General features: G+C 46.1%; 25 protein-coding genes. 13 read left to right on the top strand and 12 right to left on the bottom strand.

All coding sequences use genetic code 11. The features are described from left to right. The first annotated feature begins 4 nt into the window (after window positions 1–4). From ftsH3 to cobS, 3 genes are all read left to right on the top strand, one after another. The gene (gene ftsH3 / locus QH73_RS11210; RefSeq protein WP_039716361.1) at window positions 5–1,843 is read left to right on the top strand and encodes an ATP-dependent zinc metalloprotease FtsH3; all 1,839 of its coding nucleotides are present in this window, start codon (window positions 5–7) and stop codon (window positions 1,841–1,843) included. Between the two features lie 230 nt (window positions 1,844–2,073). Continuing rightward, a complete protein-coding gene (ebsA, locus tag QH73_RS11205) occupies window positions 2,074–2,448 on the top strand; it encodes a type IV pilus biogenesis protein EbsA (protein ID WP_039716362.1) in 375 nt (124 codons plus the stop codon). 133 nt (window positions 2,449–2,581) lie between these two features. Then, window positions 2,582–3,334 (top strand): adenosylcobinamide-GDP ribazoletransferase, encoded by a 753-nt coding sequence (gene cobS, locus QH73_RS11200; RefSeq protein ID WP_039716363.1) that lies wholly within the window; start codon window positions 2,582–2,584, stop codon window positions 3,332–3,334. Between the two features lie 99 nt (window positions 3,335–3,433). On the opposite strand, the gene QH73_RS11195 is transcribed toward cobS, so the two are convergent. Both QH73_RS11195 and QH73_RS11190 read right to left on the bottom strand, forming a co-directional pair. Beyond that, window positions 3,434–3,823 (bottom strand): hypothetical protein, encoded by a 390-nt coding sequence (locus QH73_RS11195; protein WP_132866921.1) that lies wholly within the window; start codon window positions 3,821–3,823, stop codon window positions 3,434–3,436. A 19-nt stretch (window positions 3,824–3,842) separates the two neighbouring features. Beyond that, window positions 3,843–4,733: a trypsin-like serine peptidase gene (locus tag QH73_RS11190; RefSeq protein WP_165587662.1), complete on the bottom strand. Its 891-nt coding sequence runs from the start codon at window positions 4,731–4,733 to the stop codon at window positions 3,843–3,845. 373 nt (window positions 4,734–5,106) lie between these two features. On the opposite strand from QH73_RS11190, the gene dxs reads away from it, so the two are divergent. Continuing rightward, window positions 5,107–7,017: a 1-deoxy-D-xylulose-5-phosphate synthase gene (gene dxs / locus QH73_RS11185; RefSeq protein WP_039716365.1), complete on the top strand. Its 1,911-nt coding sequence runs from the start codon at window positions 5,107–5,109 to the stop codon at window positions 7,015–7,017. Between the two features lie 44 nt (window positions 7,018–7,061). Here the strand turns inward: dxs and QH73_RS11180 are convergent, their stop codons facing one another. Beyond that, entirely contained in the window at window positions 7,062–7,265 is a 204-nt protein-coding gene (locus QH73_RS11180) for a hypothetical protein (protein ID WP_132866919.1), read from the bottom strand. Window positions 7,266–7,284: 19 nt separating this feature from the next. Between QH73_RS11180 and mtnA the strand changes: the two genes are divergently transcribed. The 5 genes from mtnA to QH73_RS11155 all read left to right on the top strand — a co-directional run bounded on the left by mtnA (window position 7,285) and on the right by QH73_RS11155 (window position 13,611). Then, complete coding sequence (gene mtnA, locus QH73_RS11175) at window positions 7,285–8,349, top strand: S-methyl-5-thioribose-1-phosphate isomerase (protein WP_039716366.1); 1,065 nt, start codon at window positions 7,285–7,287, stop codon at window positions 8,347–8,349. 106 nt (window positions 8,350–8,455) lie between these two features. Continuing rightward, on the top strand, window positions 8,456–9,892 hold the full coding sequence (locus QH73_RS11170; RefSeq protein WP_052290146.1) for a serine/threonine-protein kinase: 1,437 nt from the start codon (window positions 8,456–8,458) through the stop codon (window positions 9,890–9,892). A 313-nt stretch (window positions 9,893–10,205) separates the two neighbouring features. Beyond that, complete coding sequence (locus QH73_RS11165; RefSeq protein WP_132866917.1) at window positions 10,206–10,868, top strand: COP23 domain-containing protein; 663 nt, start codon at window positions 10,206–10,208, stop codon at window positions 10,866–10,868. Window positions 10,869–10,965: 97 nt separating this feature from the next. Beyond that, the gene (locus tag QH73_RS11160) at window positions 10,966–11,739 is read left to right on the top strand and encodes a S1 family peptidase (protein ID WP_201278073.1); all 774 of its coding nucleotides are present in this window, start codon (window positions 10,966–10,968) and stop codon (window positions 11,737–11,739) included. Between the two features lie 105 nt (window positions 11,740–11,844). Next, on the top strand, window positions 11,845–13,611 hold the full coding sequence (locus QH73_RS11155) for a tetratricopeptide repeat-containing S1 family peptidase (RefSeq protein ID WP_052290148.1): 1,767 nt from the start codon (window positions 11,845–11,847) through the stop codon (window positions 13,609–13,611). A 39-nt stretch (window positions 13,612–13,650) separates the two neighbouring features. Here the strand turns inward: QH73_RS11155 and QH73_RS28745 are convergent, their stop codons facing one another. Beyond that, complete coding sequence (locus QH73_RS28745; RefSeq protein WP_286194085.1) at window positions 13,651–13,776, bottom strand: hypothetical protein; 126 nt, start codon at window positions 13,774–13,776, stop codon at window positions 13,651–13,653. 74 nt (window positions 13,777–13,850) lie between these two features. On the opposite strand from QH73_RS28745, the gene psb28 reads away from it, so the two are divergent. The 3 genes from psb28 (at window position 13,851) to QH73_RS11140 (ending at window position 15,791) form a co-directional block, all read left to right on the top strand. Continuing rightward, the gene (psb28, locus tag QH73_RS11150; protein ID WP_039716368.1) at window positions 13,851–14,186 is read left to right on the top strand and encodes a photosystem II reaction center protein Psb28; all 336 of its coding nucleotides are present in this window, start codon (window positions 13,851–13,853) and stop codon (window positions 14,184–14,186) included. Between the two features lie 15 nt (window positions 14,187–14,201). Then, complete coding sequence (locus tag QH73_RS11145; protein WP_039716369.1) at window positions 14,202–14,705, top strand: MogA/MoaB family molybdenum cofactor biosynthesis protein; 504 nt, start codon at window positions 14,202–14,204, stop codon at window positions 14,703–14,705. A 399-nt stretch (window positions 14,706–15,104) separates the two neighbouring features. After that, window positions 15,105–15,791: a hypothetical protein gene (locus QH73_RS11140; RefSeq protein ID WP_039716370.1), complete on the top strand. Its 687-nt coding sequence runs from the start codon at window positions 15,105–15,107 to the stop codon at window positions 15,789–15,791. 115 nt (window positions 15,792–15,906) lie between these two features. On the opposite strand, the gene mraY is transcribed toward QH73_RS11140, so the two are convergent. After that, window positions 15,907–17,016: a phospho-N-acetylmuramoyl-pentapeptide-transferase gene (gene mraY, locus QH73_RS11135; RefSeq protein ID WP_039716371.1), complete on the bottom strand. Its 1,110-nt coding sequence runs from the start codon at window positions 17,014–17,016 to the stop codon at window positions 15,907–15,909. Window positions 17,017–17,178: 162 nt separating this feature from the next. Next, window positions 17,179–17,436: a DUF3134 domain-containing protein gene (locus QH73_RS11130; protein WP_015156101.1), complete on the bottom strand. Its 258-nt coding sequence runs from the start codon at window positions 17,434–17,436 to the stop codon at window positions 17,179–17,181. A 234-nt stretch (window positions 17,437–17,670) separates the two neighbouring features. Between QH73_RS11130 and QH73_RS11125 the strand changes: the two genes are divergently transcribed. Beyond that, complete coding sequence (locus QH73_RS11125) at window positions 17,671–18,255, top strand: PAP/fibrillin family protein (RefSeq protein WP_039716372.1); 585 nt, start codon at window positions 17,671–17,673, stop codon at window positions 18,253–18,255. A gap of 24 nt (window positions 18,256–18,279) precedes the next feature. On the opposite strand, the gene QH73_RS11120 is transcribed toward QH73_RS11125, so the two are convergent. The 6 genes from QH73_RS11120 to QH73_RS11095 form a co-directional block, all read right to left on the bottom strand. Further along, complete coding sequence (locus tag QH73_RS11120; protein WP_039716373.1) at window positions 18,280–19,050, bottom strand: Uma2 family endonuclease; 771 nt, start codon at window positions 19,048–19,050, stop codon at window positions 18,280–18,282. 79 nt (window positions 19,051–19,129) lie between these two features. Further along, window positions 19,130–19,552, bottom strand: a complete 423-nt coding sequence (locus QH73_RS11115) for a pentapeptide repeat-containing protein (RefSeq protein WP_039716374.1) — start codon at window positions 19,550–19,552, stop codon at window positions 19,130–19,132. 177 nt (window positions 19,553–19,729) lie between these two features. Then, window positions 19,730–21,295 (bottom strand): MocR-like pyridoxine biosynthesis transcription factor PdxR, encoded by a 1,566-nt coding sequence (gene pdxR, locus QH73_RS11110; RefSeq protein ID WP_236146963.1) that lies wholly within the window; start codon window positions 21,293–21,295, stop codon window positions 19,730–19,732. Window positions 21,296–21,319: 24 nt separating this feature from the next. Further along, the gene (locus QH73_RS11105) at window positions 21,320–21,493 is read right to left on the bottom strand and encodes a hypothetical protein (RefSeq protein WP_165587660.1); all 174 of its coding nucleotides are present in this window, start codon (window positions 21,491–21,493) and stop codon (window positions 21,320–21,322) included. A gap of 13 nt (window positions 21,494–21,506) precedes the next feature. After that, window positions 21,507–22,721, bottom strand: coding sequence for a DUF790 family protein (locus QH73_RS11100; protein ID WP_039716376.1), 1,215 nt, complete (start codon window positions 22,719–22,721; stop codon window positions 21,507–21,509). A gap of 353 nt (window positions 22,722–23,074) precedes the next feature. Then, on the bottom strand, window positions 23,075–24,604 hold the full coding sequence (locus QH73_RS11095; RefSeq protein ID WP_039716377.1) for a DEAD/DEAH box helicase family protein: 1,530 nt from the start codon (window positions 24,602–24,604) through the stop codon (window positions 23,075–23,077). Window positions 24,605–24,706: the final 102 nt, after the last annotated feature.

Here is a 24,706-nt window from a genome sequence, read left to right as displayed (position 1 = left end):
CTCGGTGAATAAACGGTGGAGAAACGCAGGGCTGTACGCATTACTGGCAATTGTGGTCATTGCGCTGGGAACAGCGTTCTTTGACAAACAGCCTCAGAGTCGAGAGACATGGCGATACAGCGATTTTATTCAAGCAGTTGAAAAAGGTAGAGTTGCTCAGGTCAGACTTAGTGCCGATCGCACCAGGGCGCTTGTCAAGCCTCAAGATGGCAGCCAAGTCATCGTTAATTTACCCGATGACCCCGAATTAATTTCAATCTTGACGGAGAGAGGAGTTGATATTGCGGTTCTACCTCAAACCGATGAAGGTTTTTGGTTCAAAGCCCTCAGCAGCTTATTTGTCCCCGTCTTGCTTTTAGTTGGCTTATTCTTTTTACTACGCCGCGCCCAAAATGGTCCTGGTAGCCAAGCAATGAACTTTGGCAAGTCTAAAGCCAGGGTACAAATGGAGCCACAAACTCAGGTAACATTTGGCGATGTGGCTGGAATCGATCAAGCCAAATTGGAATTGAACGAAGTTGTGGACTTCCTGAAAAATGCAGATCGCTTCACCGCAGTCGGGGCGAAAATTCCTAAAGGTGTATTGCTAGTTGGACCCCCAGGAACGGGTAAAACCCTACTGGCTCGTGCTGTAGCGGGTGAGGCTGGCGTTCCCTTCTTCTCAATTTCCGGTTCTGAATTCGTTGAAATGTTCGTTGGTGTGGGTGCGTCTCGCGTCCGCGACCTATTCGAGCAAGCTAAGGCAAACGCACCTTGTATCGTATTTATCGATGAAATCGATGCTGTCGGACGGCAGCGGGGTGCTGGTTTAGGTGGTGGTAACGACGAACGGGAGCAAACCCTGAACCAGTTACTCACCGAAATGGATGGTTTTGAAGGCAATACTGGAATCATCATTATTGCTGCGACTAACCGCCCAGACGTACTCGATGCAGCGTTATTGCGTCCTGGTCGTTTCGATCGCCAAGTCGTTGTAGATCGACCCGATTATGCCGGACGTTTGGAAATCCTCAAAGTTCACGCCCGTGGCAAGACTTTGGCAAAAGACGTAGATCTAGACAGAATTGCCCGTCGTACGCCAGGTTTTACAGGTGCAGACCTATCGAACCTGTTGAACGAAGCTGCAATTTTAGCTGCTAGACGCAACCTAAGCGAAATTTCGATGGATGAAGTCAACGACGCGATCGATCGCGTTTTGGCAGGTCCCGAGAAGAAAGACCGCGTGATGAGCGAGAAGCGCAAGCAACTCGTAGCCTATCACGAAGCCGGACACGCCTTAGTAGGGGCGCTGATGCCAGACTACGACCCCGTACAAAAAATTAGCATCATTCCTCGCGGTCGCGCTGGTGGTTTGACTTGGTTCACGCCTAGCGAAGACCGGATGGACACCGGACTTTACAGCCGTTCGTATTTAGAAAACCAAATGGCTGTGGCTTTAGGTGGTCGGATTGCCGAAGAAATTATCTTTGGTGAAGAAGAAGTCACCACTGGTGCATCCAACGACTTACAACAAGTCGCCAGAGTTGCCAGACAAATGATCACTCGTTTTGGTATGAGCGATCGCCTCGGTCCCGTTGCCTTGGGTCGTCAACAAGGTAATATGTTCCTCGGGCGCGATATCGTTGCCGAACGCGATTTCTCAGAAGAGACAGCCGCCGTCATTGACGAAGAAGTGCATCAGCTAGTTGATACCGCTTACAAACGAGCAAAATCAGTATTAACTAACAACCGCGCCATTCTAGATCGACTAGCCCAAATGCTAGTAGAAAAAGAAACCGTAGACGCAGACGAACTGCAAGAGTTGTTAGCAAATAACGATGTCAGAACAGCTGCGATCGCATAATTGTTCAAGACACTCATATTCTCAGAGGGTGGGCAATGCCCACCTTTTTATTTCAATAGTAGGGTGGGCAATGCCCACCTTTTTTCTTTCAGCGAGTAAGTGTTGTCATAGGGCAATTTCTGGGAATACTGAAAAATAGCGAACAGTTGTCAGTTCAGTTATCAGTTATCAGTTATCAACTACCAACTACCAACTACCAATTACCAGTAACTATTATCCCTTAAATACCTATGTCTATTCAACAACTTCAACCCGCCAACCAGCAAGAATTAAGAGTTTACCTTCCCTATTTTCAAGGCAATAAACGTAATATCTTACCCCTTGCCATCAGTTTGTTCAAAAAAGGAGTGATGGAAGGACAGCGTAAAATTGAAGGTGCGGATGGTATTCCCTTTATAGCAACTTGGAATATTTCCACATTACCAGCAGACCTGATCCGGTGTCGGCTACAATTTGATGGTAATGCCGAATTGAGTTACGAGTTGCTGATGCAAAGTTCGGAATATATCGATTATTTAATCGATGTTATTCTCAATTTTCAACGCAGTCGCAGTACAGATTTTTCTAAACCTTTTTACCGCAAATTACTCCGCATTGAAGAATAGCAAACAGTTATTCTTATGAGTAGTTCTGAGCAATTAGCTACTAGCGATCTATAATTGGTAGCGCGATCGCATGAGGGTGAGAACATAGACTATATCGCCCTCAATCCCCTTTAGAAAGGGAGACTTGTAAATTGTGATATTAAAACTTGGATTAGATTTTCTAGCAGCGATCGCATTTTATACTTGTCTGCCCATTCCTAAGTTGAAATTAGACTTTCAGCGCGTGGCGCGTTTTGTCCCGCTGGTAGGTTTGATTGTTGGTGGAATTCTGGGATTGATAGATCTAGGCTTATTTTTATTAGGCGTACCCATACTGACTCGCAGTGCTGTAGTTGTCGTGAGTTGGATTGCGGTTACTGGGGGACTGCACCTAGATGGAGCAATGGATACAGCTGATGGCTTGGCAGTACAAGATCCGCAAAGGCGCTTGCAGGTAATGGCAGATAGCGTTACAGGTGCGTTTGGAGCAATGGTAGCGAGCGCTATCCTACTCTTAAAAATATCAGCCTTAACCGATCTCGATACTTATCGCCCTTTAATATTGATGGCAGCTTGTGGTTGGGGACGATGGGGACAACAAGTCGCGATCGCCTGTTATCCTTATCTCAAACCTACAGGTAAAGGAGCGTTTCACAAAGCGGCAATTCAGTCTTATTGGGATTTATTGCCAGGATTGTTATTATTACTCGGTCTGAGTGGAGTCCAAATCTTGCTAAATCGCGATCGCATTGTAGCGTCTCTTGCTATGGCATTAGGTGGCAGCGCGATCGCTATTCTGACTGGAGCTTGGTTGAATTATAAGTTAGGTGGTCATACGGGAGATACCTACGGCGCGATCGTAGAATGGACAGAAGCTTTGTTTCTGTGCTTGTTGACAGCTTTTTGACAGTTATCAGTTATCAGTGTAGAGACGTTACATGTAACGTCTCTACTAGTGGAATTGATGACAAGAAAAGAGTCCAACCACTAGCCACTAGCCACTCATTTAACGCCGAATTGTCCGTCCTTCGATTGCAGGATAAGGTAGATCGGGAACGGAGTTCCACAATGCAGATGGTTTGTCTTTGAGGACGAGAGGAACCTTGGCTGGCATTTTGGGATCGATAACAGGAATTTTGGACTGGTTAGGTGCTGTTTGTAAATTGCCAGGAGTGGTAGTAGGATGGCTTGTATTCGGAGTTTCAGGTTTAGCGGGAGTGGGAGATGTCTTCTTGTTACATATTTGAGAAAGATCCACTTGTTTACCATCCCGAGTTTGAAGGTAGCAGAGTAGCTCGTTAGCACTAGCACTTGAAATAAATGCGGTTGCAGCGACCGATATTGATGTCGTGACTAACCCTAATAATAGTAAGTATTGGTTTTGCTTGTTTATCATTGATGGCGATTGAGTTAACCTATGGAACGGGGACTGCGGTGTCGTTAGTTGCTCCTGTGGCTCTCAGTTTGAGAATAGCTGGCATAAACCGCTCTAGAGGTACTGCCGTACTAATTGATGTGCCGTCAGGAAATGTCAAGAAACCGTTATTCAAAGCCATAGTCCGAAAGTCTGTTTCTGAAACCGCAGAGAATAGAGACGAACCAGAGGTTCCTTTCATGATGTCACAGTCATGTAAGAGGATTTCTAACTGTGGATCTTTATTCAAAATATTACAGCCACCCTGCAAGGCTGGTAAGTATCCTTGATAGGCTTTCAAAGCTGGATCTGTGGGCCAATCAGTAGGATAACCGATGTAATTTGTGGGCTGACCGACAACAGTGTCTCCTGCTTTGCTAATATCGTTTGGATTCCACTCGACATTACCATACCAACCTGTGGCATCTCCTAAATTTGTGGTAAATCGGATAATTGCCCAATCTCGTTTCCATTCTTCTACGTTTTTAGGAGCAACTTTTAGCCCTGTCCAATAAGCATCAACATTTGCTACGGCTAATTGAGTCGTGCCATAGCGTATCACATAAGCTTTGGCTTGTAATGGTATCCTGCCTTGTTCATCCCTCACGCAATGGCTATTTGTCAAGCCAATATTACGACCGACAACGGTGAAAGTACAAAGTCCCCATTGCCCATCTGCTCTCTGAGTTTCTAACTGCCCCACTGCTTTACGAGGCGCTACTGTCAACCACTCATACGCAGGCAAAACGCGGTCATCTTGCCCAATAATACTTGCTTTTGCAGATTGGAGTGTGGTTGCGATCGCTCCCAAACAACTGCCAAGCGACAAGATACTTGCAGTTAACCTACGGTTTTTCGTCAAAAACTTTAAGCAATTAAGATTTTTACTCATAAAGAGTACCTTCATCCATAATCCTTAATTTGTGGATGAAAGCTAATACATAAGGTAGATGACATATTTCCTACCGTTTACTAGCTATTTACCCAATCTTCACAGTAGAGTTAAAGTCTTGGTAAGGCAACAACTTTTTATGTCAATTTAATGACTAAAACTCGGGTATAACCTGTAGGATGTGAATTTAAGGTATAGCAGAGAGGGCGATCGCAGTAAATATCTGAACACAAAATATTTACCAATATGCATTGCACCCGAAATCTTTTACATTGAGGAAGGAATACATACTTCACCTCTACGACTCCACCCAAGACAGTTGGCAACAGTCGAGCGGTGAAGCACAAGACGCAACGCAGAGGGAACACCCAATATGCACCTGAGTGAAATCACCCATCCTAATCAGTTGCACGGTTTGTCGATTCGTCAATTACAACAGATTGCTCGTCAAATTCGCGAAAAACACTTGCAAACGATCGCCGCTAGTGGCGGACACCTGGGACCAGGGCTAGGCGTGGTGGAATTGACCCTAGCACTATATCAAACATTAGACCTCGATCGCGACAAGGTGATTTGGGATGTCGGACATCAAGCATATCCGCACAAGCTGATTACTGGTCGATACAGTGAGTTTCACACTCTCCGGCAGAAAGATGGAGTCGCTGGCTATCTCAAGCGCTGTGAGAGCAAATTCGACCATTTTGGCGCGGGTCACGCCTCTACGAGTATTTCTGCTGCACTGGGAATGGCACTGGCACGAGATCTTAAGGGGGATAAATTTAAAGTCGCAGCAATTATTGGTGATGGCGCGCTGACAGGTGGTATGGCACTCGAAGCAATTAACCACGCCGGACACTTGCCTAAGACAAATTTACTCGTGATATTGAACGATAACGAGATGTCAATTTCACCGAATGTTGGTGCAATCTCTCGTTACTTAAATAAAATGCGTCTTTCTGCACCAGTACAGTTTCTTGCCGATAATTTAGAAGAACAAGTTAAACACATTCCCTTTGTTGGCGAATCTCTCACCCCCGAACTGCATCGGCTTAAGGGTGGTATGAAGCGGCTAGCCGTGTCAAAAGTTGGAGCAATTATCGAAGAACTCGGATTCACCTATCTCGGACCAGTAGACGGTCATAATTTGACAGAATTGATTGCGACTTTCGAGCAAGCGCATCACATCCAAGGACCAGTACTCGTCCACGTGGCGACAGTTAAAGGGAAAGGTTACGAGATTGCCGAAAAAGACCAAGTAGGATATCACGCCCAGTCTCCCTTTGACTTGGCAACGGGTAAAGCCATTCCCTCCAGCAAGCCCAAACCCCCGGGCTACTCTAAGGTTTTTGCTCATACTTTGGTCAAACTAGCCGAAAATAACCCTAAAATTATTGGGATTACGGCAGCAATGGCAACAGGAACGGGACTGGATAAACTTGCCAGCAAGCTACCCAAGCAATATATCGATGTTGGGATTGCCGAACAACACGCCGTTACTCTAGGCGCTGGCTTAGCTTGCGAGGGAATGCGTCCCGTGGTGGCAATCTATTCAACTTTCTTGCAACGTGCCTACGATCAGATAGTCCACGATGTCTGCATCCAAAACTTACCCGTCTTTTTCTGTATGGACAGAGCGGGAATTGTAGGGTCTGACGGTCCAACACACCAAGGTATGTACGATATTGCCTACCTGCGCTGCTTGCCCAACATGGTTTTGATGGCTCCCAAAGACGAAGCCGAGTTACAGCAAATGGTCGTTACTGGAGTTAACTACACGGATGGACCGATCGCCATGCGCTATCCACGCGGTAATGGTTACGGCGTTCCCCTCATGGAAGAAGGTTGGGAATCCTTGCCAATTGGTAAAGGGGAAATCCTCCGACATGGGGACGATCTGTTGCTAATTGGTTTTGGTGCGATGGTTCATCCTGCAATGCAAGTCGCAGAAATTTTGCGCGAACACGGCATTGAAGCAACAGTAATTAACGCTCGTTTCGCCAAACCCCTAGATACAGAGCTAATTCTACCTCTAGCGCAGCAAATCGGGCGCGTCGTGACTTTAGAAGAAGGCTGTCTGATGGGTGGGTTTGGTTCTGCGGTAGCCGAAGCTTTACTCGACGCAAATGTTGTCGTTCCTGTCAAGCGAATTGGCATCCCAGATACTTTGGTAGATCACGCCGAACCAAATGAATCGAAAGCCGATTTGGGTTTGACCAGTCCGCAAATTGCTGAAACCGTGCGTCAAGCCTTCTTTAGCCAGCAGCTATCTTCTGTAGGTTCGTAATTTTTGATTTTGAGGTGGGCGATCGCCCACCTTTTTTATATTGGTTAAGTTGTTAGTGAGTCATGAAGAAAGGGTGTAGGGTGTAGGGTGTGGGGTGTAGTGAGTAAATAAAGAAGGGTGTGGGGTGTAGGGTGTAGGGTGTAGGGTGTAAGAATTTTGAATTGTTTTGCTCCCTCAGCTCCCTCAGCAACCTTGCGCTTCCTCAGCTCTCTTCTCTCCCTTGTCCTCCTTGTACCCAGAACCCACACCCAATTTCTCTAACTCCCTATGATCTCCAGTCCTACCCACGTCTACCCTGTAATTTGGTACGAAGGCTCGGTTTTACTCATCGACCAAACGCACTTGCCAGCCGAGTATGCCTTTGTGGAAATTCATCGCTGTGAAGATATGGCACAGGCAATCAAAACGATGATTGTCCGAGGCGCACCAGCAATCGGGATCGCTGCTGCTTACGGTATGTACTTAGGGGCGCGAGAGATTGAAACCCAAGATCGAGAGCAGTTTTTGTCGCAGCTAGAGCAAGTGGCTCAGATGTTGCGAACAACCCGTCCGACAGCGGTAAATTTGTTTTGGGCGATCGCCCGCATGTTAAAAACTGCCTACGAAACGATCGGCACGGTTGAGGAAATTCGCCAAGTTTTGTTAACTACAGCACAGACAATTCAAGCCGAAGATTTACAAACTTGTCAGGCAATTGGCGATCGCGGTCTGGAACTCTTGCCAAAAACTCCCGCCCAACTCAATCTCTTAACTCATTGCAATGCTGGAGCCTTAGCAACCGCAGGTTACGGTACGGCTTTGGGTGTTGTGCGTTCTGCTTGGTCTTGTGGTAGGTTATCGCGCCTCTATGCCGATGAAACTCGCCCTCGTCTTCAGGGGGCAAAACTAACTGCTTGGGAATGCGTCCAAGAAGGGATACCCGTTACGGTAATTACAGATAGTATGGCTGCCCACTGTATGCAGCAAGGTATGATTCACGCCGTTGTGGTGGGCGCTGACCGCATTGCCGCTAATGGCGATACAGCAAATAAAATCGGCACGTACAGCTTAGCACTGGTAGCTAAGGCACATGACGTTCCTTTCTATGTTGCTGCACCCGTAGCAACAATTGATTTTGCGATCGCAACTGGTCGAGAAATTCCGATTGAGGAACGCGATCCGGTTGAAGTCTATCAGATTGACAATACTATCTTGACTCCAGCAGGCGTGGAATTTTACAACCCAGCTTTTGACGTAACTCCCGCTCATTTGATTACAGCAATTATTACCGAGCATGGGGCATTTTCTCCCAGTCAGTTGCAGCAAGAGTTACAGCATAAATATGTAGCATAGGAAAGGGAGAGTCGCGGAGCAACTTCCAATTCACGCATTCACGCATTAATTCCGAATTCCGAATTCCGAATTCCGAATTCTTTACGCACCACGTACCACCTTCTTGATGAACACTTCAAGCTCAGATCCCTGGATCGGTCGTTTTATTGGCGATTGCCGACGCTATTATCTAGAACAGCGCATCGGTGCGGGTGGTATGGGTAACGTTTATCTAGCTATGGATACGCGGCTGGGACAGGAGGTAGCGCTGAAATTACTGAGAGACACGCTCGCTGTCTCGATTCCATTGCATAAACGTTTTGAGCGCGAGGCGATGCTTTGTGCTGCCCTCAAAAGCGACCATATTGTCGATATTAGTGACTACGGCGTGACGGAAGAGGGATATCCTTTTTACGTCATGGAATACCTCGTTGGCGAAACACTAGGTCAACTCCTACGGCGAGAGACACGATTGCCTGTAGAACGAACGATTGAAATTGCCTGTCAAGTCTGTGCGGGGCTGCAACTTGCTCACCAAGGTGTTAGGATTCGGCGCGAGGGAGTTGTCACCACGAGCGATCCGATCCAAATCGTTCACCGCGACCTCAAACCCGATAATATTTTTCTGATTCCAACCGCTTTGGGGGAGTTAGTTAAAATTCTCGATTTCGGGATAGCTAAAATCCGCGATGAAGCACTAGAGTTAACTAATCTGACCAGTACGTTTTTGGGTACGTTCCGCTACGCTGCACCGGAACAGTTACAAATAGAGAAAAATATCGATGGACGGGCAGATATTTACAGTTTGGGGATGATTCTCTATGAGATGCTGAGTGGTTCCGATCCATTTGGCTTCGGAACTGAAGCCCGCAAAACGAGTGGCGTGTCATGGGGAATTGCCCATACTTCCCAAATGCCTCAATCATTGCGATCGCAACCTAAATGCGAACACTTGTCGGTCGAGCTAGAAGCAATTGTCATGCGCTGTTTAAACAAGCAACCAGAGCAACGCTTTGGCTCGGTGGGGGAATTAAGCGCGGCACTACAATCCGTGCTACCAACTTCTTTGGGGTATACTGCTGGTTTTATCCATTTTCAACCCACTAAGGAGGCGATCGCCCCAAATTCGCCAACCTCAGCTACAGATGAGAGCAAGCCTATACCACCGTCAGTTACTTCCCCCGCATCTAATCAAACTCAGACTCCTCAAACGCGCATTTTCGATCTGCACCAACATCAACCCAAGCAGTATACGCCACCAACTCATCACACCGATGCCATAAACTTGAATCCCAGCAACGCGAATCCAACCAACTTAAGTCGATCGCCACAGTTAAGTCAAACTCAATTGCAAAACCCTCCTATCCAGCAAGATAGCCGCGAAATACAAAGAACCAGAAGAAACTTATGGTTATTATCTAGTGCGGGCTTTGTGTTAGGAGTAGCAGGAGTGGGACTTGTAGCTGGCATTTTCTACTTATATTTTTTGCTGCCTCAACACAAGCCTCCCACTCAAACACCTTCAACGCCACCCGCATCACCACAACCGCTAGAACCGTGGTAAGCAAGCGATCGCGCCACAGCCCTCAAATCACTTGTACAATTGCAGTATAATAAATCACAAAAATTAACCGAAAAAATCCTTAAATCCTCTGTGAACGGTTAGAAAAAAGGTACTATTTTCTATGTAAGTTAAGAAAAATTGAATAAATTCTTCGAGACATTTCACGAAAATTTAAGATGTCAGTTTGTATAGAGAGTGAGTAGTGTATGGAAAGCCATAAGTCGTAAGTCGTAAGTCGTAAGTCGTAAGTATTTCACACACCACGCACCGCTTTCAACTGATAACTGACAACTGATAATTAAAAAAGTTTCTTATGAAATTTAAATTTCCAATCTTTGTTTTAGTAACTAGCGTGACATGTGCTAGTGTCATAGGATTTCAGGATCGAGTAGGGGCGCAGAATACTAGTCGTAGTCAAGCAACCCCACAAAACCCCTCCAATCAGGCAACCACTTTTGTCTGCGTCCGTTCTGGTAATGGCTTTGCTACGGTTGCAGCTAGGGGAAATCAACGCTCTGCTCCCATGATTACCTGGCAGAGACAAGTCAGTGCAGAATATACACCTCAAGAACGCTGTCAGCTAGTTTCCCAGAAATTGACTAAAGCAGTTGCTGCTAATGGTGGAAGACTAAGTAATTTACTACTGACGACCGGAATCATTAAAAATGAGACGGTTATCTGTTATGTCAATTCTGGCGCTAGCTGCGATACAAGCAATACGCTATTTACCCTCTCTCCAGAAAATGCTAAAAACCCTGGTGCCGCTTTAGCCAATTTGCTGCGTTTCGGTCAGCGTGCCGACTATTCGGCAATTCGCGAGAGTGCTAGCGGTGAAGGTGAGACTACATCTACTGGCGCTATTGATATGGAAGCAGCAGTAGAGGAGGCTTTTTCAGCTGGTTACGAATCAGCAGGTGGCGCAAGCGAAGCATCTCCACAGCAACCTAACGTTCCGACAAATGGTAGTAGTTGGTAGTTGGTAGTTGGTAGTTGGTGAGAGAGGTAAGAGGTGAGAGGTAAGGGGCAAATTGATTGTTAAAGTCTTGGTAAGTACACTGATAACTATAATTTTGGTGTATGTTTCTATACTGAATAAGTGTGGGCAAGCCTTAGCGCGATCGCAGTCTCAGCCGATGCTGATGAGTCAGGTTACAAGTGCAGAACCCGCCGTAGCGATCGCAGTGCCAGTAGTTGCCAGACAAGTGACCGTACGGATTTTTGCCGCAGATGCTACAGGATCGGGCGCGATCGTGCGGCACAGAGGAGAAACATACACCATATTGACCTGCGCTCACATTGTGGGTGAGGGTGAGGACGAGCGCTTCACGATTCTAACCGCAGACGGACAAAAGCACGTAGGCAAGCGGTTGCGATCGCCTGTATTGTCTGGCTCGGATTTAGCCTTGGTAGAGTTTACCAGCAAAACAGCGTATCAAGTTGTGGCGATCGCCGATACCAAAGCTGTAGCTGTCGGCGATTCCATCTATGCTGCTGGATTTCCTAATTGGCAATGGACGAGTGCGGATGCAGTCGAGGACACTCGGACTTGGGGTATTAAAGCCTTACGAGTGACGGATGGTGAAGTGGCAATGCTGCCAGAAAAATCTCTACAGGAAGGATATCAACTGGGTTATACCAACGAGATCGATCCAGGGATGAGTGGTGGACCAGTTTTAAACCGCAAAGGACAACTAATTGGAATCAACGGTCGCTTGAAATATCCGCCGCAAGGTATTAGTGCATTTACATTTACCGATGGCTCTGCACCATCCGAGCAAATGTACCAACAAATGGAAGCATTGAGCTGGGCAATCCCCGCCACGGCTTTTTGGCAAGCACTGAAGTAGAAGTCGTAAGTCGTAAGTCGTAAGTCGTAAGTAGAGAATTAACTGGTCACTGGTCACTACTCCCTGCTCCCTGATAACTGATAACTGATAACTGATAACTGATTTATGAAAACAAACTTTACTTATCCTCTTTTGACCGGAACGGTAACTTTAGCGGTGCTGGTAACGAGCCATAATTTAGCGGTGGCTCTATCTCCGCAAGAAATTGTCAAAATTGGCAGTCCCATGACGGTGCAGGTCAATCCTCCGATGGGAGTTAAAGATGGCGGTTCTGGAGTGATTATTCAACGACAGGGCAATACTTACACTGTCCTGACGTGCAATCATGTTGCTTTAATGCCTGCACCGCATACGATTCGTACTCATGACGGTCAGAGTTATGCAGTTGTGAGTACGGAAAAATTGCAAAAAAGCCCGAATGAACCCGATTTGGCATTGGTGACATTTAGTAGTGCGGCTGTATACCCCGTTGCCAAGCTAGCGCCGTCTAACGTGCCTGTAGGAGCAGAAATTTTTGTCATGGGCTTCCCTGCTTTAGATCGAAAATTTGGTGCAGACCGCGATTTTGTCTTTTCGCCTGGATTCGTGACCAGTCGCCCCAGCAGTGCGCCAGAAGGCTATACACTGCGTTATAACTCAGTGACAAAAGGTGGAATGAGCGGTGGTCCTGTCTTTGATATTGATGGTCGAGTCGTTGGGATTCACGGGTTGGGAGGTAGCGATCGCGTAGACGTGAAGCAGCAGGGGAGCGACGCGACGATGGCGGTGAATATGAAAACTGGCTTTAATGGGGCAATTCCGATTAATACGTTTTTGGCAATGCGATCGCAGATCCCTCAAGCTCCAGCAGTCGCAGTGGATACTGCCCCCAGTACGGATAAACCAGCTCAAAGGTTAGAAAATCCCAAATCTGCCTCAGACTTTTTCGCTAAAGGATCGGTAGAACGCGATCGCGGCGATCGATCGAGAGCAATTGCTAACTACACTCAAGCGATCGCCCGCAACCCTAACTACGCCGACGCTTACTATCAACGGGGAAACGCGCGTTACGACCAAGGAGACAAGCAGGGGGCGCTAGCAGACTACGACCAAGCGCTGAATTTTGACCCCAACTATGCCAATGCTTATTACCAAAGAGCAGTGATTCTTTATAATCGGGGCAACAAGCAGGGAGCGCTGTCAAATTTCGATCGCTACATCACTCTCGTTCCTAACGATGCTCAAGCCTATCACAGTCGCGGTGCGATTCGCCGCAGTATGGGAGACGGTCAGGGAACGTTTGACGATTTCGATCGCGTTGTTCGGCTCGAACCGGATAATTCTAGAGCATATTACAATCGTGCCTTGGCTCGGACGATGTTGCGAGACTCTAAAGGAGCGCTGGATGATTTCAGTCGTGCCTTAGATCTCGATCCGAGTTGGACGACAGTGTACAACAACCGAGCAATTCTCCGCCGTCGCTTGGGAGACCGACAAGGGGCAATAGATGATTTTAGTAAAGTCATTAGCATAGAGCCGAAAAATGCCGAAGCTCATTACAACCGAGGTCTCGTGCGGCGCGACTTAGGCGATCGCCAAGGTGCGATCGCAGACTTACAGCTGGCTGCTAATATATTCCAACAAAAAAACGACAGCACGAATTATCAAAAAGCATTAGAAAAAATTGAGAGCATTCAAGCAATGCCCGTAATTCCAGCAGTACCCGCACCTGTAGTCACTCCAACAACAACTTCACCATCAGATAATTCCACCAATCTAAACCAACCAACTAACTCTCAACCAACCAACTCTCAACCAACTAACTCTACTGATTCGGGTAATGTCCCTGAATCTGCCGCACCAACGCAACCCGAAAATAACTCAACTTGGTAGTAGATAAGTCGTAAGTCGTAAGTCGGGAGTGGCTAGTGGCTAGTGGCTGGTGGCTAGTCGCCAATAGGGTGTGGGGTGTGGGGTGTAGAGAATTTTGAATTTTGAATTGCTCCCCCAGCTCCCCCGCTCCCTGATAACTGATAACTGATAACTGACAACTGACAACTGATGCGTCACCTAGCTCAAAATGATGAGAAAATACTTAAACAACTCATCATAGAAATTTACAGATCGTCATTATGGCTCAGATTCAGTTTTCTAAAGGTGTTATCGAAGAAACAGTCCCAGATGTACGCTTGACGCGATCGCGCGATGGGAGTAATGGTACGGCAACTTTTTATTTTCAAAACCCCCAAATTTTGAGCGAGGGTAGCAATGAAGAAGTGACGGGGATGTACTTGATTGATGAAGAAGGGGAACTCGTGACCCGTGAAGTCAAGGGAAAATTTATCAACGGCAAACCAGAAGCCATTGAAGCGATCTACCTGATGAAATCGACCGAAGAGTGGGATCGGTTTATGCGGTTTATGGAAAGATACGCCAACGAACACGGCTTGGGATTCAACAAATCATAGTTTTTTTAGGAATCTGTGACACATCAGCCTCACCCTGACATACCAGGATTGACAATCAGTTGTGCTGTTATCACCGTCAGCGATACCCGTTCCCCAGAAACAGATAAAAGCGGTCGCCGCATCGAGCAATTGCTCGTAGCAGCGCGTCATACTGTGGGATTTTATGCGATTGTTAAAGACGAACCAGATCAAATTCGATCGCAGATAGAATCGTTCAGCCAGCGTGTAGATTTAGATGTGGCAATTTTTAACGGGGGTACGGGTATCGCCCCCAGAGATACAACCTACGACGCGATCGCCTCTTTACTAGAGAAAACTTTACCAGGATTTGGCGAATTATTTCGGTATCTGAGCTATCAAGACATTGGTTCCCGCGCCATAGCTTCGCGGGCGATCGCGGGTGTATATCAGGGTAAACTAATTTTTTCGCTTCCAGGTTCTACTAACGCCGTACAACTGGCAATGGAAAAGCTAATTTTGCCAGAGTTGACTCATTTAGTCCGACAGTTACGCAAGTAGTTGGCGATTGTTGGTAGATGCGCAGACATCTAGCAAAAGATATAAGTAAAAACATAAAACTTGGTTTCTCCACCATTCAAAAGAACTGACAAGTCAATCTAAATATTTCTCATAGTAATCTTTTCTCAACTTGCATAAACTGCTAGGCATAGTGTAGCGGTTGTTGCATTTTTATCGATGGAATTAAGCTTGCAATTTGACTGCAATCGGGCAAATTGTCGAGCTTGCTATGCTCTATTTTCCACATTCTTCTAGCTTAAAGTGCCAAAACTAGAAGCAAAAAGGTAATCCTTGAGTCTTTAAGTACAAATAGATTGCTAATCAAAAAATATTTTCAGCAAAAATTTGTGCTTGAACTCTAGGCAATTTCAGCCATAGAAGTAAGAGGATTTGTGTTGAATGGCAACGTCTGAAAACGACAATAACGGTGGCAACACCACCAATAGTGAAGATACACCTTTTGCTGTTGGATCGAACATTACATTGCAACTTCCTGCTGATAGCAACCCACCAAGTGATAGTAGCGAACCCTTTGCTGTAGGTACGAATATGACAATACAATTCACAGATGATAGCGGTCAACCACAAGGCGAACAGTTAAGCTCGGACAACATTGTAGGGACAAACTCAGCTCCTTGGGGCGACACAGAAGGTAGCGATTCTCTGACTGGTGATAGCGGCGCTAACCAATCGCCTACTGGCGATTCCGGTAGCTATACATGGGATTTTAGTGAGGTATCTGGCGGGGAGTCAAACCCTAACAGTGACACTAATGATGATAGTAATGGCAGTGGTGACAGCACTGAGATGAGCGATAGCACCGATATGGATAGCCTCTTTCAACGATCGCCTTGGGGTTCGTTGCAAGAAGTTGGCATCGACAGCTTTGAAGATGTCTTTGGTAATGTTGGCGCTAGTGGTGGCGAAAACCCCTTCGGCGGCGGTGCTAGTGGTGGCGAAAATCCCTTCGGCGGCGGTGCTGGCGGCGGCGAAAATCCCTTCGGTGGTGGTGCTGGCGGTGGCGAAAACCCCTTCGGTGGCGGGGGCAATCCTTTCGGCGGTGGTGCTGGCGGCGGATTCATGTAGTTCGGAGATGCGATCGCCGTTTAACTGATAGCGATTCTCAGTCCAGTACATAAAACTTGTAGGGGCGCACAGCTGTGCGCCCCTACGAAATGTGTACGATCTATTTTTAGATCGCTCAAGCCAGCCAAATAGATACCAAAGCCAAAAAAGCATTAATTGCATAGAATACGGCAACTACTTGTAGTTCTGACCACCCAGACAATTCTAAATGGTGGTGGAAGGGAGCCATTTTAAACAGACGCTTGCCTTTACCATCAGCTCCTTTGGTGGCTTTGTAATAGCTAACCTGGGCAATTACCGATAAAGATTCGACAAAAAAGATCCCACTGAGGATAAATAGCGCCCAGAGGGTGTTACTCATGAGAGCGACTCCTGCTAACGCGCCTCCAAGTGCTAAAGAACCCGTATCTCCCATAAAGACGCGAGCCGGATTGCGGTTATGGACTAAAAAGCCGATACAGCTACCGCTCAAACAAGCACAGAAAATTGCCAAACCGGGGAAATTAGGCGCGACGATCGCCCCTAATCCTAAAAGCGCGATCGCTACCGTTCCTCCCGCCAAACCATCCACACCGTCTGTTAAATTCGTGGCATTGCTTTCGGCAGTCAAGACAAACACTGCTAATGCCCAGAATAGCAAACCCAAGGGCAGAGCAAACCCAAAAGGTAACGCGATCGTCGTCAGATCTCCCGATCGACTCCACAGCCACAGGCAATATAGGCAACCGAAACCAACTTGCAGAGCCAGTTTCAGACGTGGGGAAATACCTTTATTAGACTGACGACGTAAAATTTGCCAATCATCCAACCAGCCAATAAACCCGTAACCAAGGGTAATTCCAGCGATCGCCAATACAGGAGCAAGGTTTTGGATTCCCAGCGCCAGCGCCGATAAGATCGTGCTAGCGATGACCGCTACAGGTACGAAAAATATGCCACCCATCGTCGGCGTACCTGCTTTTTTTAAGTGCGCTTGGGGACCGTCTTCGCGAATCACTTGTCCGGCTTTTAACTGCTGAAGGATCGGGACTATCCAAAAACCAACTGCGGCAGTGACAGCAGCACAGAATAAGAAAGGAAAAGTTAGCGATCGCCCTTGCCAGGGTAGCCGCTGCGCTGTTAAATCGAGAGTCAGCGAGGCAGTAGCGAGTGCAAGGCTTAGGACGATAAGCAGTCTCGTACCGGAGAGATGGAAAGACCAGAAAGAAGATGATTTCGCGTCCACAACAAAGTTGCCTTTTGACTAGATAAGTGCTGAGGACATTATCGGAACTGAATCGAAAGTGCTGCCTTGAAAGTATTTAAATGTAATATTTTTGAAGAGTCAGTGGTCATTCGTCATTTGTGAGTTGCTAATGACCAATGACAGATGACGAACGACGCTCAGCTACGCATCATCAGCTTCATCAATATCTCCTAAGTCATCGTCATCATCGTAGAAGTCGCCGACATCATCACCTTCGAGCAAGTCGAGAGAAGAATCTCCGTCTTCCACTTCGGTTAGCAAATCTGGTTCCTGAACGCCATCGCGGGGGATCAACCGACCGTTAGATTGCAACCAGTCAATTAGTGACGATTCTTGTTTTAAAGGAATGACGCGAGCTGGCTGTTCCCGTGGTTCTTCTCTAAGCGGAGAGTTGTGCATATTTAAGCTTTGTCTAGACAAGGAGATGCAATTATACATCTAAAGTTTATCATTTGGTAGTTGGTAGTTGTAAGTGACAAGCGCTCCGACAATCACAAATATGACAAAAAAATATTTCATCATAGATAGCAAAAACTACATGGCTTCGTATGATGAGATTATACGGAAAGAAGTCAGAAGTCAGAATTAACTCTCGACTCCCGACTCCCAACTCCCGATAAAGAGGAGATAAAAATGTTAGGAAAAGAAACACTTTTGGAAAAGATCGCTGGTAAGAATCGCGGATTGTTATCAACAGAAGTAGATAAACAAGCTGTTCTCGCCGCGATCGCTCAGTTAGAAGACCGCAATCCTACACCTCGTCCGGTAGAAGCTGGCGAACTCTTGAATGGAGACTGGCGCTTACTCTATACGACGAGTAAGGGATTGTTAAATATCGACCAATTCCCATTACTCAAACTCGGTCAGATTTATCAATGCGTTCGCGTTCAAACTCAAAGTATTTACAATATCGCTGAAGTTTACGGCTTACCTTTTCTTGAAGGGGTAATTAGCGTTGTCGCTAAATTTAATCCTGTCTCAGAACGCCGGATCGAAGTTAAATTCGATCGATCGATTATTGGTTTACAACGCTTGTTTAGCTATCAATCTCCTGCTAGTTTTATCCAAGAAATAGAAGCGGGAAAGAAATTTCCAGCTTTGGATACTAAGATTAACAGTAACAGACAACAAGGCTGGGTAGATATTACTTACCTTGATAGCGATTTACGCATCGGACGGGGTAATGAGGGTAGTATCTTCGTATTGACTAAAGTTTAATTTGTTGAGAATACAGTCATTATTTCAATCTGGCAATTCACCGAAACGTTCCCGATAGCGTGCCAACATAGACTCTAACTCTGTTGCCTGTTGTTGTGCTGCTTGTGCTTGTTGCTGCGCTGCTTGTGCTTGTTGCTGCGCTGCTTGCGCTTGCTGTTGTGCTAACTCTCTTTGCTGCTGTTCTGCGGCGGCGGCTTCTTGCGGAGTCGGTATTAATTGACCATCAGGAGTAAAAAAACGTAACTTTTCTTCAGAAATCCCTAAATACAACTCTAGTTGCTGACTCCACAACCAACCTTGAGGATTTGACTGTAGTTCTTGGTATTGACCTCCAACCAATTGAAAGCCTTTAAATTCTAAACTTTTTGGGTCAAACCAAAAATACTCTGGAGTGCGAAAGGTATCTTGGTAAATTTGTTTTTTTAAACCTCTGTCAGTTTTGGCAGTTGTATCAGAGAGGATTTCTACGATGACATTCGGATACTTGCCATCCTCTTGCCAAACAACCCAGCTTTTGCGTGGTTTACGTTCAGTACCTAGCACGACAAAGAAATCTGGACCCCGAAATTGTTCTGATTTGAGTTGGCGAAGACTGTAATATATGGTGAGATTGCCGAAAGCATAAAAGTCTTGACGGTGTTTCCACCACAATTCCAGGCATTCAATCAGCAGTAGCAGTTGGCGTAAATGCAGTTCGCTTTCCAAAGGCGGTTCATCACTCCATAAGTCCCCAGGAGGAAAGATAACATCTTCTGGTTCAAATTCTGGAGTTTCTAAGTCTTTTGCCAGGGACATCGCATTTAAACCTGGGAATGTAGACCGACATATTATAGTTTAGTGCAAGAAAGTAGGAGACAATCGCTATAACTAGTCACTAATTATTAAAATTTGCCGTGTAGAGTTTTGCGCCTTGGAAATTCGCGCCAGTTACAACTGCTCCATCAAAAACAGTGCTTGCTAATTGTGCTTGTTGAAAATTAGCACCTTTTAAATTTGCATTAATCAAACTTGTATCGCTAGCCAAAACTTTCTGCAAATTAGCTTTTTGTAGGTTAGCACCCTCTAAATCTGCACCTTCCAAGTTCGCATTTGTTAGGTTAGCACCTGATAAATTTGCATTTCGCAAATCCGCACCAATTAAATGAGCGCCACTCAAATTTGCCCCAGAAAGATCGCAGCTCGGGCATTCTCCAGTTGCCAGTAATTGTCTGACATGAGCGGGGTTTTCTGCCCGTACAGGAGTCGCAATCGAAAGAGCAGCGATCGCAACCGTAGTAGAGAGCATTGCTAGTTTCATCTTGCTTAACCTCAATTCACGGATGCAGCTATCTAGTAGCTTGTTATTAGGATCGCGCAATTAATCTGCTATTTCCATCAGGCAATAGGCGGAACTGGATAGCAATTATACTCAACCTTAGACAGAAAATATCAAGGCTGATTGCAAAAAATATGTAATTTGTCAATAGCCTTGCACCTAATTTTTTGTCAACATTCCCAGATTGGGAACGCGCACGTTGCTCGCTATCTCCAAAGGGCGATCGCTAATCGCACGGCTAGGTTGAGGTACGACTGCTGCTAAATATTTTTGTACTAACTCACCCAACACAGCAACCCCGCGATCGATGTCTGCAAGGGAATTAGAAAAATTTAAGCGCAGGGCTGGATAACCTTGGTGATTGGGAAAAAATGCCGTTCCAGAGGCGACGAGAATCTTACAAGATAATGCTTCTCGACAAATCGCTTGTACGGATATACCTTCTGGTAAATGTACCCAAAGAAATAGCCCTCCCTGGGGAATCGTCCAACTGGCTTGGGCAGGAAAATAACGCTCTAAAGCCTGAAGCATGGCGTTACGACTTTGAAGATGGTTTGTCCGCAAGCGGTTGAGATAGCGACGATAATGTCCGCCAGCCAAAAACTCGCTGACAATTGCTTGTGAAACTGTAGATGAGTGCAAATCTTGCAGAATTTTCTGTTCTAAAATTGGTTGATAATGCTTGCCCGTCACAACCGTATAACCGACTCGCAAACCAGGCATTAAAGTTTTAGAAAACGTACTGATATAGGTGACAATATCGCTGCGATCTAAAGCTTTAATTGGAGCTGCAACAGGCTCAAATTCAAAATTTAGAGCTTCATAAGCATTATCTTCCAAAATAGGACATTCGTATTGTTGAGCCAGTGCTAACAATTTTTGGCGATGAGCTTGAGAAGTCGTAATTCCGGTCGGATTGTGTAAAGTACTAATCGTATAAATTAATTTAGGACGATGACTGCAAAGATATTGTTCTAACAACTCCAAATTCATACCTTCTGCTGTCATGGGAATACCAATAACTTTAACGCCCAAATTTGCTAGTATTCCCAAAGCTCCGTGATAGGTAGGCGTTTCAACAATTACCCAATCTCCAGCCTGAAGATAGTAACGCATTGCCAGCGATAATCCTTGTTCCGATCCATTGGTCACGATAATTTCTTCAGGGGAAACTTCTAGACCTTGGTTTAATAGCATCTGGGCTATTTGTTGGCGTAAAACAAGTTGTCCTTGGGGTAGATCGTAGCGAAATAAAGTATCGGTAGAATTGGCGATCGCCCGTTTAGCAATGCGCTGAAAATTCTCTAACTCTTGAGTCAGCGGAAATCCAGAACTGAAATTAATAATTTCTTTTTGTTGTTGAGCCTGCAAAGCAGCCATTATTTGCTCGCAAAAAGTTTCTCCCGTTTCAGAAATCGTCACTTTTTGAGTCGGAGCAAAATGCGATTGGCGCTGTGGCGAGGATACAGCACTGCTGACAAAATATCCCGCACCTGGACGAGATTGAATTAAACCGTCAGCTGCTAATACACCATAAGCCTCAATAATCGTCAATTTATTCACACCAACACTGGCTGCTAAATTCCGAATTGAAGGCAATTTTTCCCCGGGCGCAAGTTTACTAGATTGAATCAAGCGACTCAAATAATCGCGGATTTGTAAGTAAAGCGGTTGGGAAGAGTGGCGATTTAAAATAATTTTCATAATAAATTGGTAATTTGTCATTTGTCATTGGTCAGTGGTCATTGGTCATTGGTAATGAGTGGTTGACGGTTGACTGATAACTGCTAACTGATAACTGATAGCTGATAACCGCACTATAAAAGATTTTTCCGAACTGCACACGGTACAATTTGGCATATTTGAACTAGGACAGTTGAGAATTGCGATCGCTGTACTGGTATGTAAACTGCTTTTTCTCATCGAACGGTGAAGTTTAATCCATTGCCTTTAATACATCTCTTGGCAAGAGTTTATCCTTAAACCAAACAATCCTAGCTGGCACGTCATTCATTTTGACACCTGCTTTTTCTAAATTCAATCGCTCGGAAATTGCCAAAATCAAGTTCTCGGATTGAGCGCGACGAACTTGAGAAAATTTCTTTTGCAAATATTCCGGTCGCCAGTATCCAACAATTTCTAACAAAAACACTCGTCCGTCAGGATGTACCAAACGAAAATCGGGAATCATGACGCTACCAGGAATTGGAATTAAATCGACTTCTCGCTCTAGTACCCATTCGGTTTTTGTGGCATTCCAACGCTCGACAAAAGCTGCTTCTAGCATACTGTCATAAGGTTTACCTGGCGGATAATGAGAGACTAAACCGCACTCAGAATTTAGCGTGAATCGTCCTGTTTTCCAGTTATTAGTATAGAAATCGCGGGTTTGTAAAATTGCGCTCAAACTCCATTTCGTGACGTGAAGTAAAGCCGGAATAAGTTTGGCGATCGCTAGTCCATATCTCGTACTAGGATTAAATAAACTTGCTGGACCATCAACCGTAATTGTAAATCCGTGGTCGGCATCTCCTTCGATATATGCCATCAATTGAAATAATTTGAGATAGCGAAATAACAGCTTGTATTCTCCTGGGACGTTGCGATGAGCATTGAGAGTCAGGTGGCTGGCACGATAAAATACCCCTTGAACTTGAGATAAATTGTAACGGTGTAGTAGAGCTTCTGGCGTTGGCGGCTCGAACCGTGTCATGATGCGGTTTTCTACTAAGTCTGCATACAAACCCGTGCGAATTTGTTCGGGGAAGACTTCTTTGTCTAATTCGCGGCTGAGTTGTAATGCTAACTGTTCCAATACTTGGTGGCTCTGCTGGGGACTGGGAGCCGATTGTGCTGCAAGAGCGAAGACTCGTTCGCGCAGCATTGGTGGTTCTAGGGGGCTGACAATTTCAAATTCACAAAAGCCACTGCGCAGGAGATATGCCAAGCCGCGTTTAAGGCGATAATCGGGGCTGTCTCCTTCCAGTTCTTGTAGTTGTCGGTCGAGTTCTGCTTGGATGTTACCGAGATTTTCTTGGAACGTGGTAATAATATCAGTGGCGATTTCTAGGTTGTGTTTGTCTATTTTGAGTCGCTTTGGGGTGATTTCTTCCCCGTTTTGGCGGTGCATGAGTAAGTCGGTTGGGAGCATTATCAGTTATCAGTTATCAGTTATCAGTTGTCAGTTGTCAGTGTAGAGACGTTACATGTAATGTCTCTACAAAATTATCAGTCATCAGTTGTCGTAGGGGCGGGTTTAGCAAGCATATTCACGACTATGACAAGAAATCTGCCCCCAAAACCCGCCCTTACCAAATGTTGGTGCAGTAAGTTCATAGATTAATGTCACGCAAAGACGAGCCAGTGCGTTGCGGAGGACAGTTGCGTGCGGGGGTGGCGCTATCGCGGACTTCGTCGCCCCCCGTTGTAGCACGTCGCGTCAAACTGTCCGGTGAGGTTCCCTCCGTTGTAGCAACTGGCGTGCAAAGGCGCAAAGGGACAAAGTTATTCTTCGGTTTCTGGGGAATTATTATCGTCCCATTTTCCTGGAGATTCGGCGGCGCGTTGGCTGGTGCGATCGCCACTTCCATAGGTAATCTCTTTAGTAGGTACGATCTCCAACTGTGTAACTTTCCCCTCACTCCTCACTCCTCGCCCCTCACTCCTCTTAACTCCTCGTCTCCTCACCGAGGTTCTTTCTTCGCTGGTGTCTTCGGCTACGACTTCATACATCAGGGCAAATTTGTCTTTATCTTTGCCTTTACGCAGAACTCGCCCCAAGCGTTGAATGTATTCCCGTGCCGAGCCTGTACCGGATAATATAATGGCAATTCTGGCGGCTGGTACGTCTACGCCTTCGTTGAGGACGTGGGAGGCGATGAGGGTTTTGTATTCCCCTTCCCGAAATTTGGTTAAAACTTCGTGGCGTTCTTTGACGGGGGTTTGGTGGGTGATGGCGGGAATGAGAAATTCTTGCGAAATACGGTAGACTGTGGCGTTGTCGGCGGTGAAAATTAGCGTGCGTTCTGGATAGTGTTCTGCTAACAAGTCGGCGAGAATTCTGATTTTGCCATCTGTGCCTAAAGCGATTTCTTTGGCTTGACGGTGTGCGAGCATGGCTCTGCGTCCGGCGGCGGATCTGGCGCTGGCTTGGACGAATAATTGCCATCCTTTGAGGCTACCAAGAGAGATTTTGGCTTCGCGGAGAAAGTCGTTACGGGTTTGAATCAGTTGGTTGTAGCGATCGCGTTCGTGTTGTGATAGCTTGACTTTAATCTGCACGACTTCGTGTTCTGCCAGCGCTTTACCGGCTAAATCGGCGGCTGTTTTGCGATAGACTTCTTGTCCGATGAGTAGATTTAAGTCTGAGTGTTTGCCATCGGTGCGTTCTGGGGTTGCAGTCAGTCCGAGACGATAAGGCGCGATCGCGTATTCGGCTATGACGCGATTAAAATCTGTGGGTAGGTGATGGCATTCGTCAAAAATCAACAGGGCGTAACGATTGCCTAATGCTTCGGCATGAATTGCCGCACTATCGTATGTCGATACTAATATGGGCGTGCGATCGCGGGAACCACCTCCTAATAATCCCACTTCAACATCGGGAAATGCAGCCGTTAAGTGAGCGTACCACTGGTGCATCAAATCCAAAGTTGGCACGATAATCAAGGTACTGCGGGGAGTGGCTTGCATCGCCATCTGTGCTAGATAAGTCTTTCCCGCCGCTGTTGGTAACACGACGACTCCCCTACGTCCAGCTAGTTTCCAGGCTGCCAGCGCCTCGCTTTGATGCGGATATGGCTCCATTTCCATGCTAGGAGATAGTTCTAGCGGTTCAAAGGCTTTGGCTTCGTCACTAAAGTAACTTCCTTCTGCTTGTAGTGCTTCTACAACTTGGCGATATTGAATGGCGGGAATGCGAAATTTTTCTACCCTGTCATCCCACGTCGCATAGTCCACCCACGATTTACCTCTGGGTGGCGGGTGCAAAATTAACGTACCGCGATCGAACGATAGAGTAGGAGTACGAGGCATTAAAAAAAGTTGTAAGTCGTAAGTCGTAAGTGACGAGCGGCTGATTAACGAGTGCTAATTTTTGTTCGCTCTATTCACTCTATAAAGAGATTGGAACGGCTG

Origin of the sequence: Scytonema millei VB511283, from assembly GCF_000817735.3 — a bacterium.
GTDB classification, from domain to species: Bacteria; Cyanobacteriota; Cyanobacteriia; order Cyanobacteriales; family Chroococcidiopsidaceae; genus Chroococcidiopsis; species Chroococcidiopsis millei_B.
The sequence above is the reverse complement of the archived record's forward strand: the minus strand, read 5'-3'. Positions and strand labels throughout refer to the sequence as shown.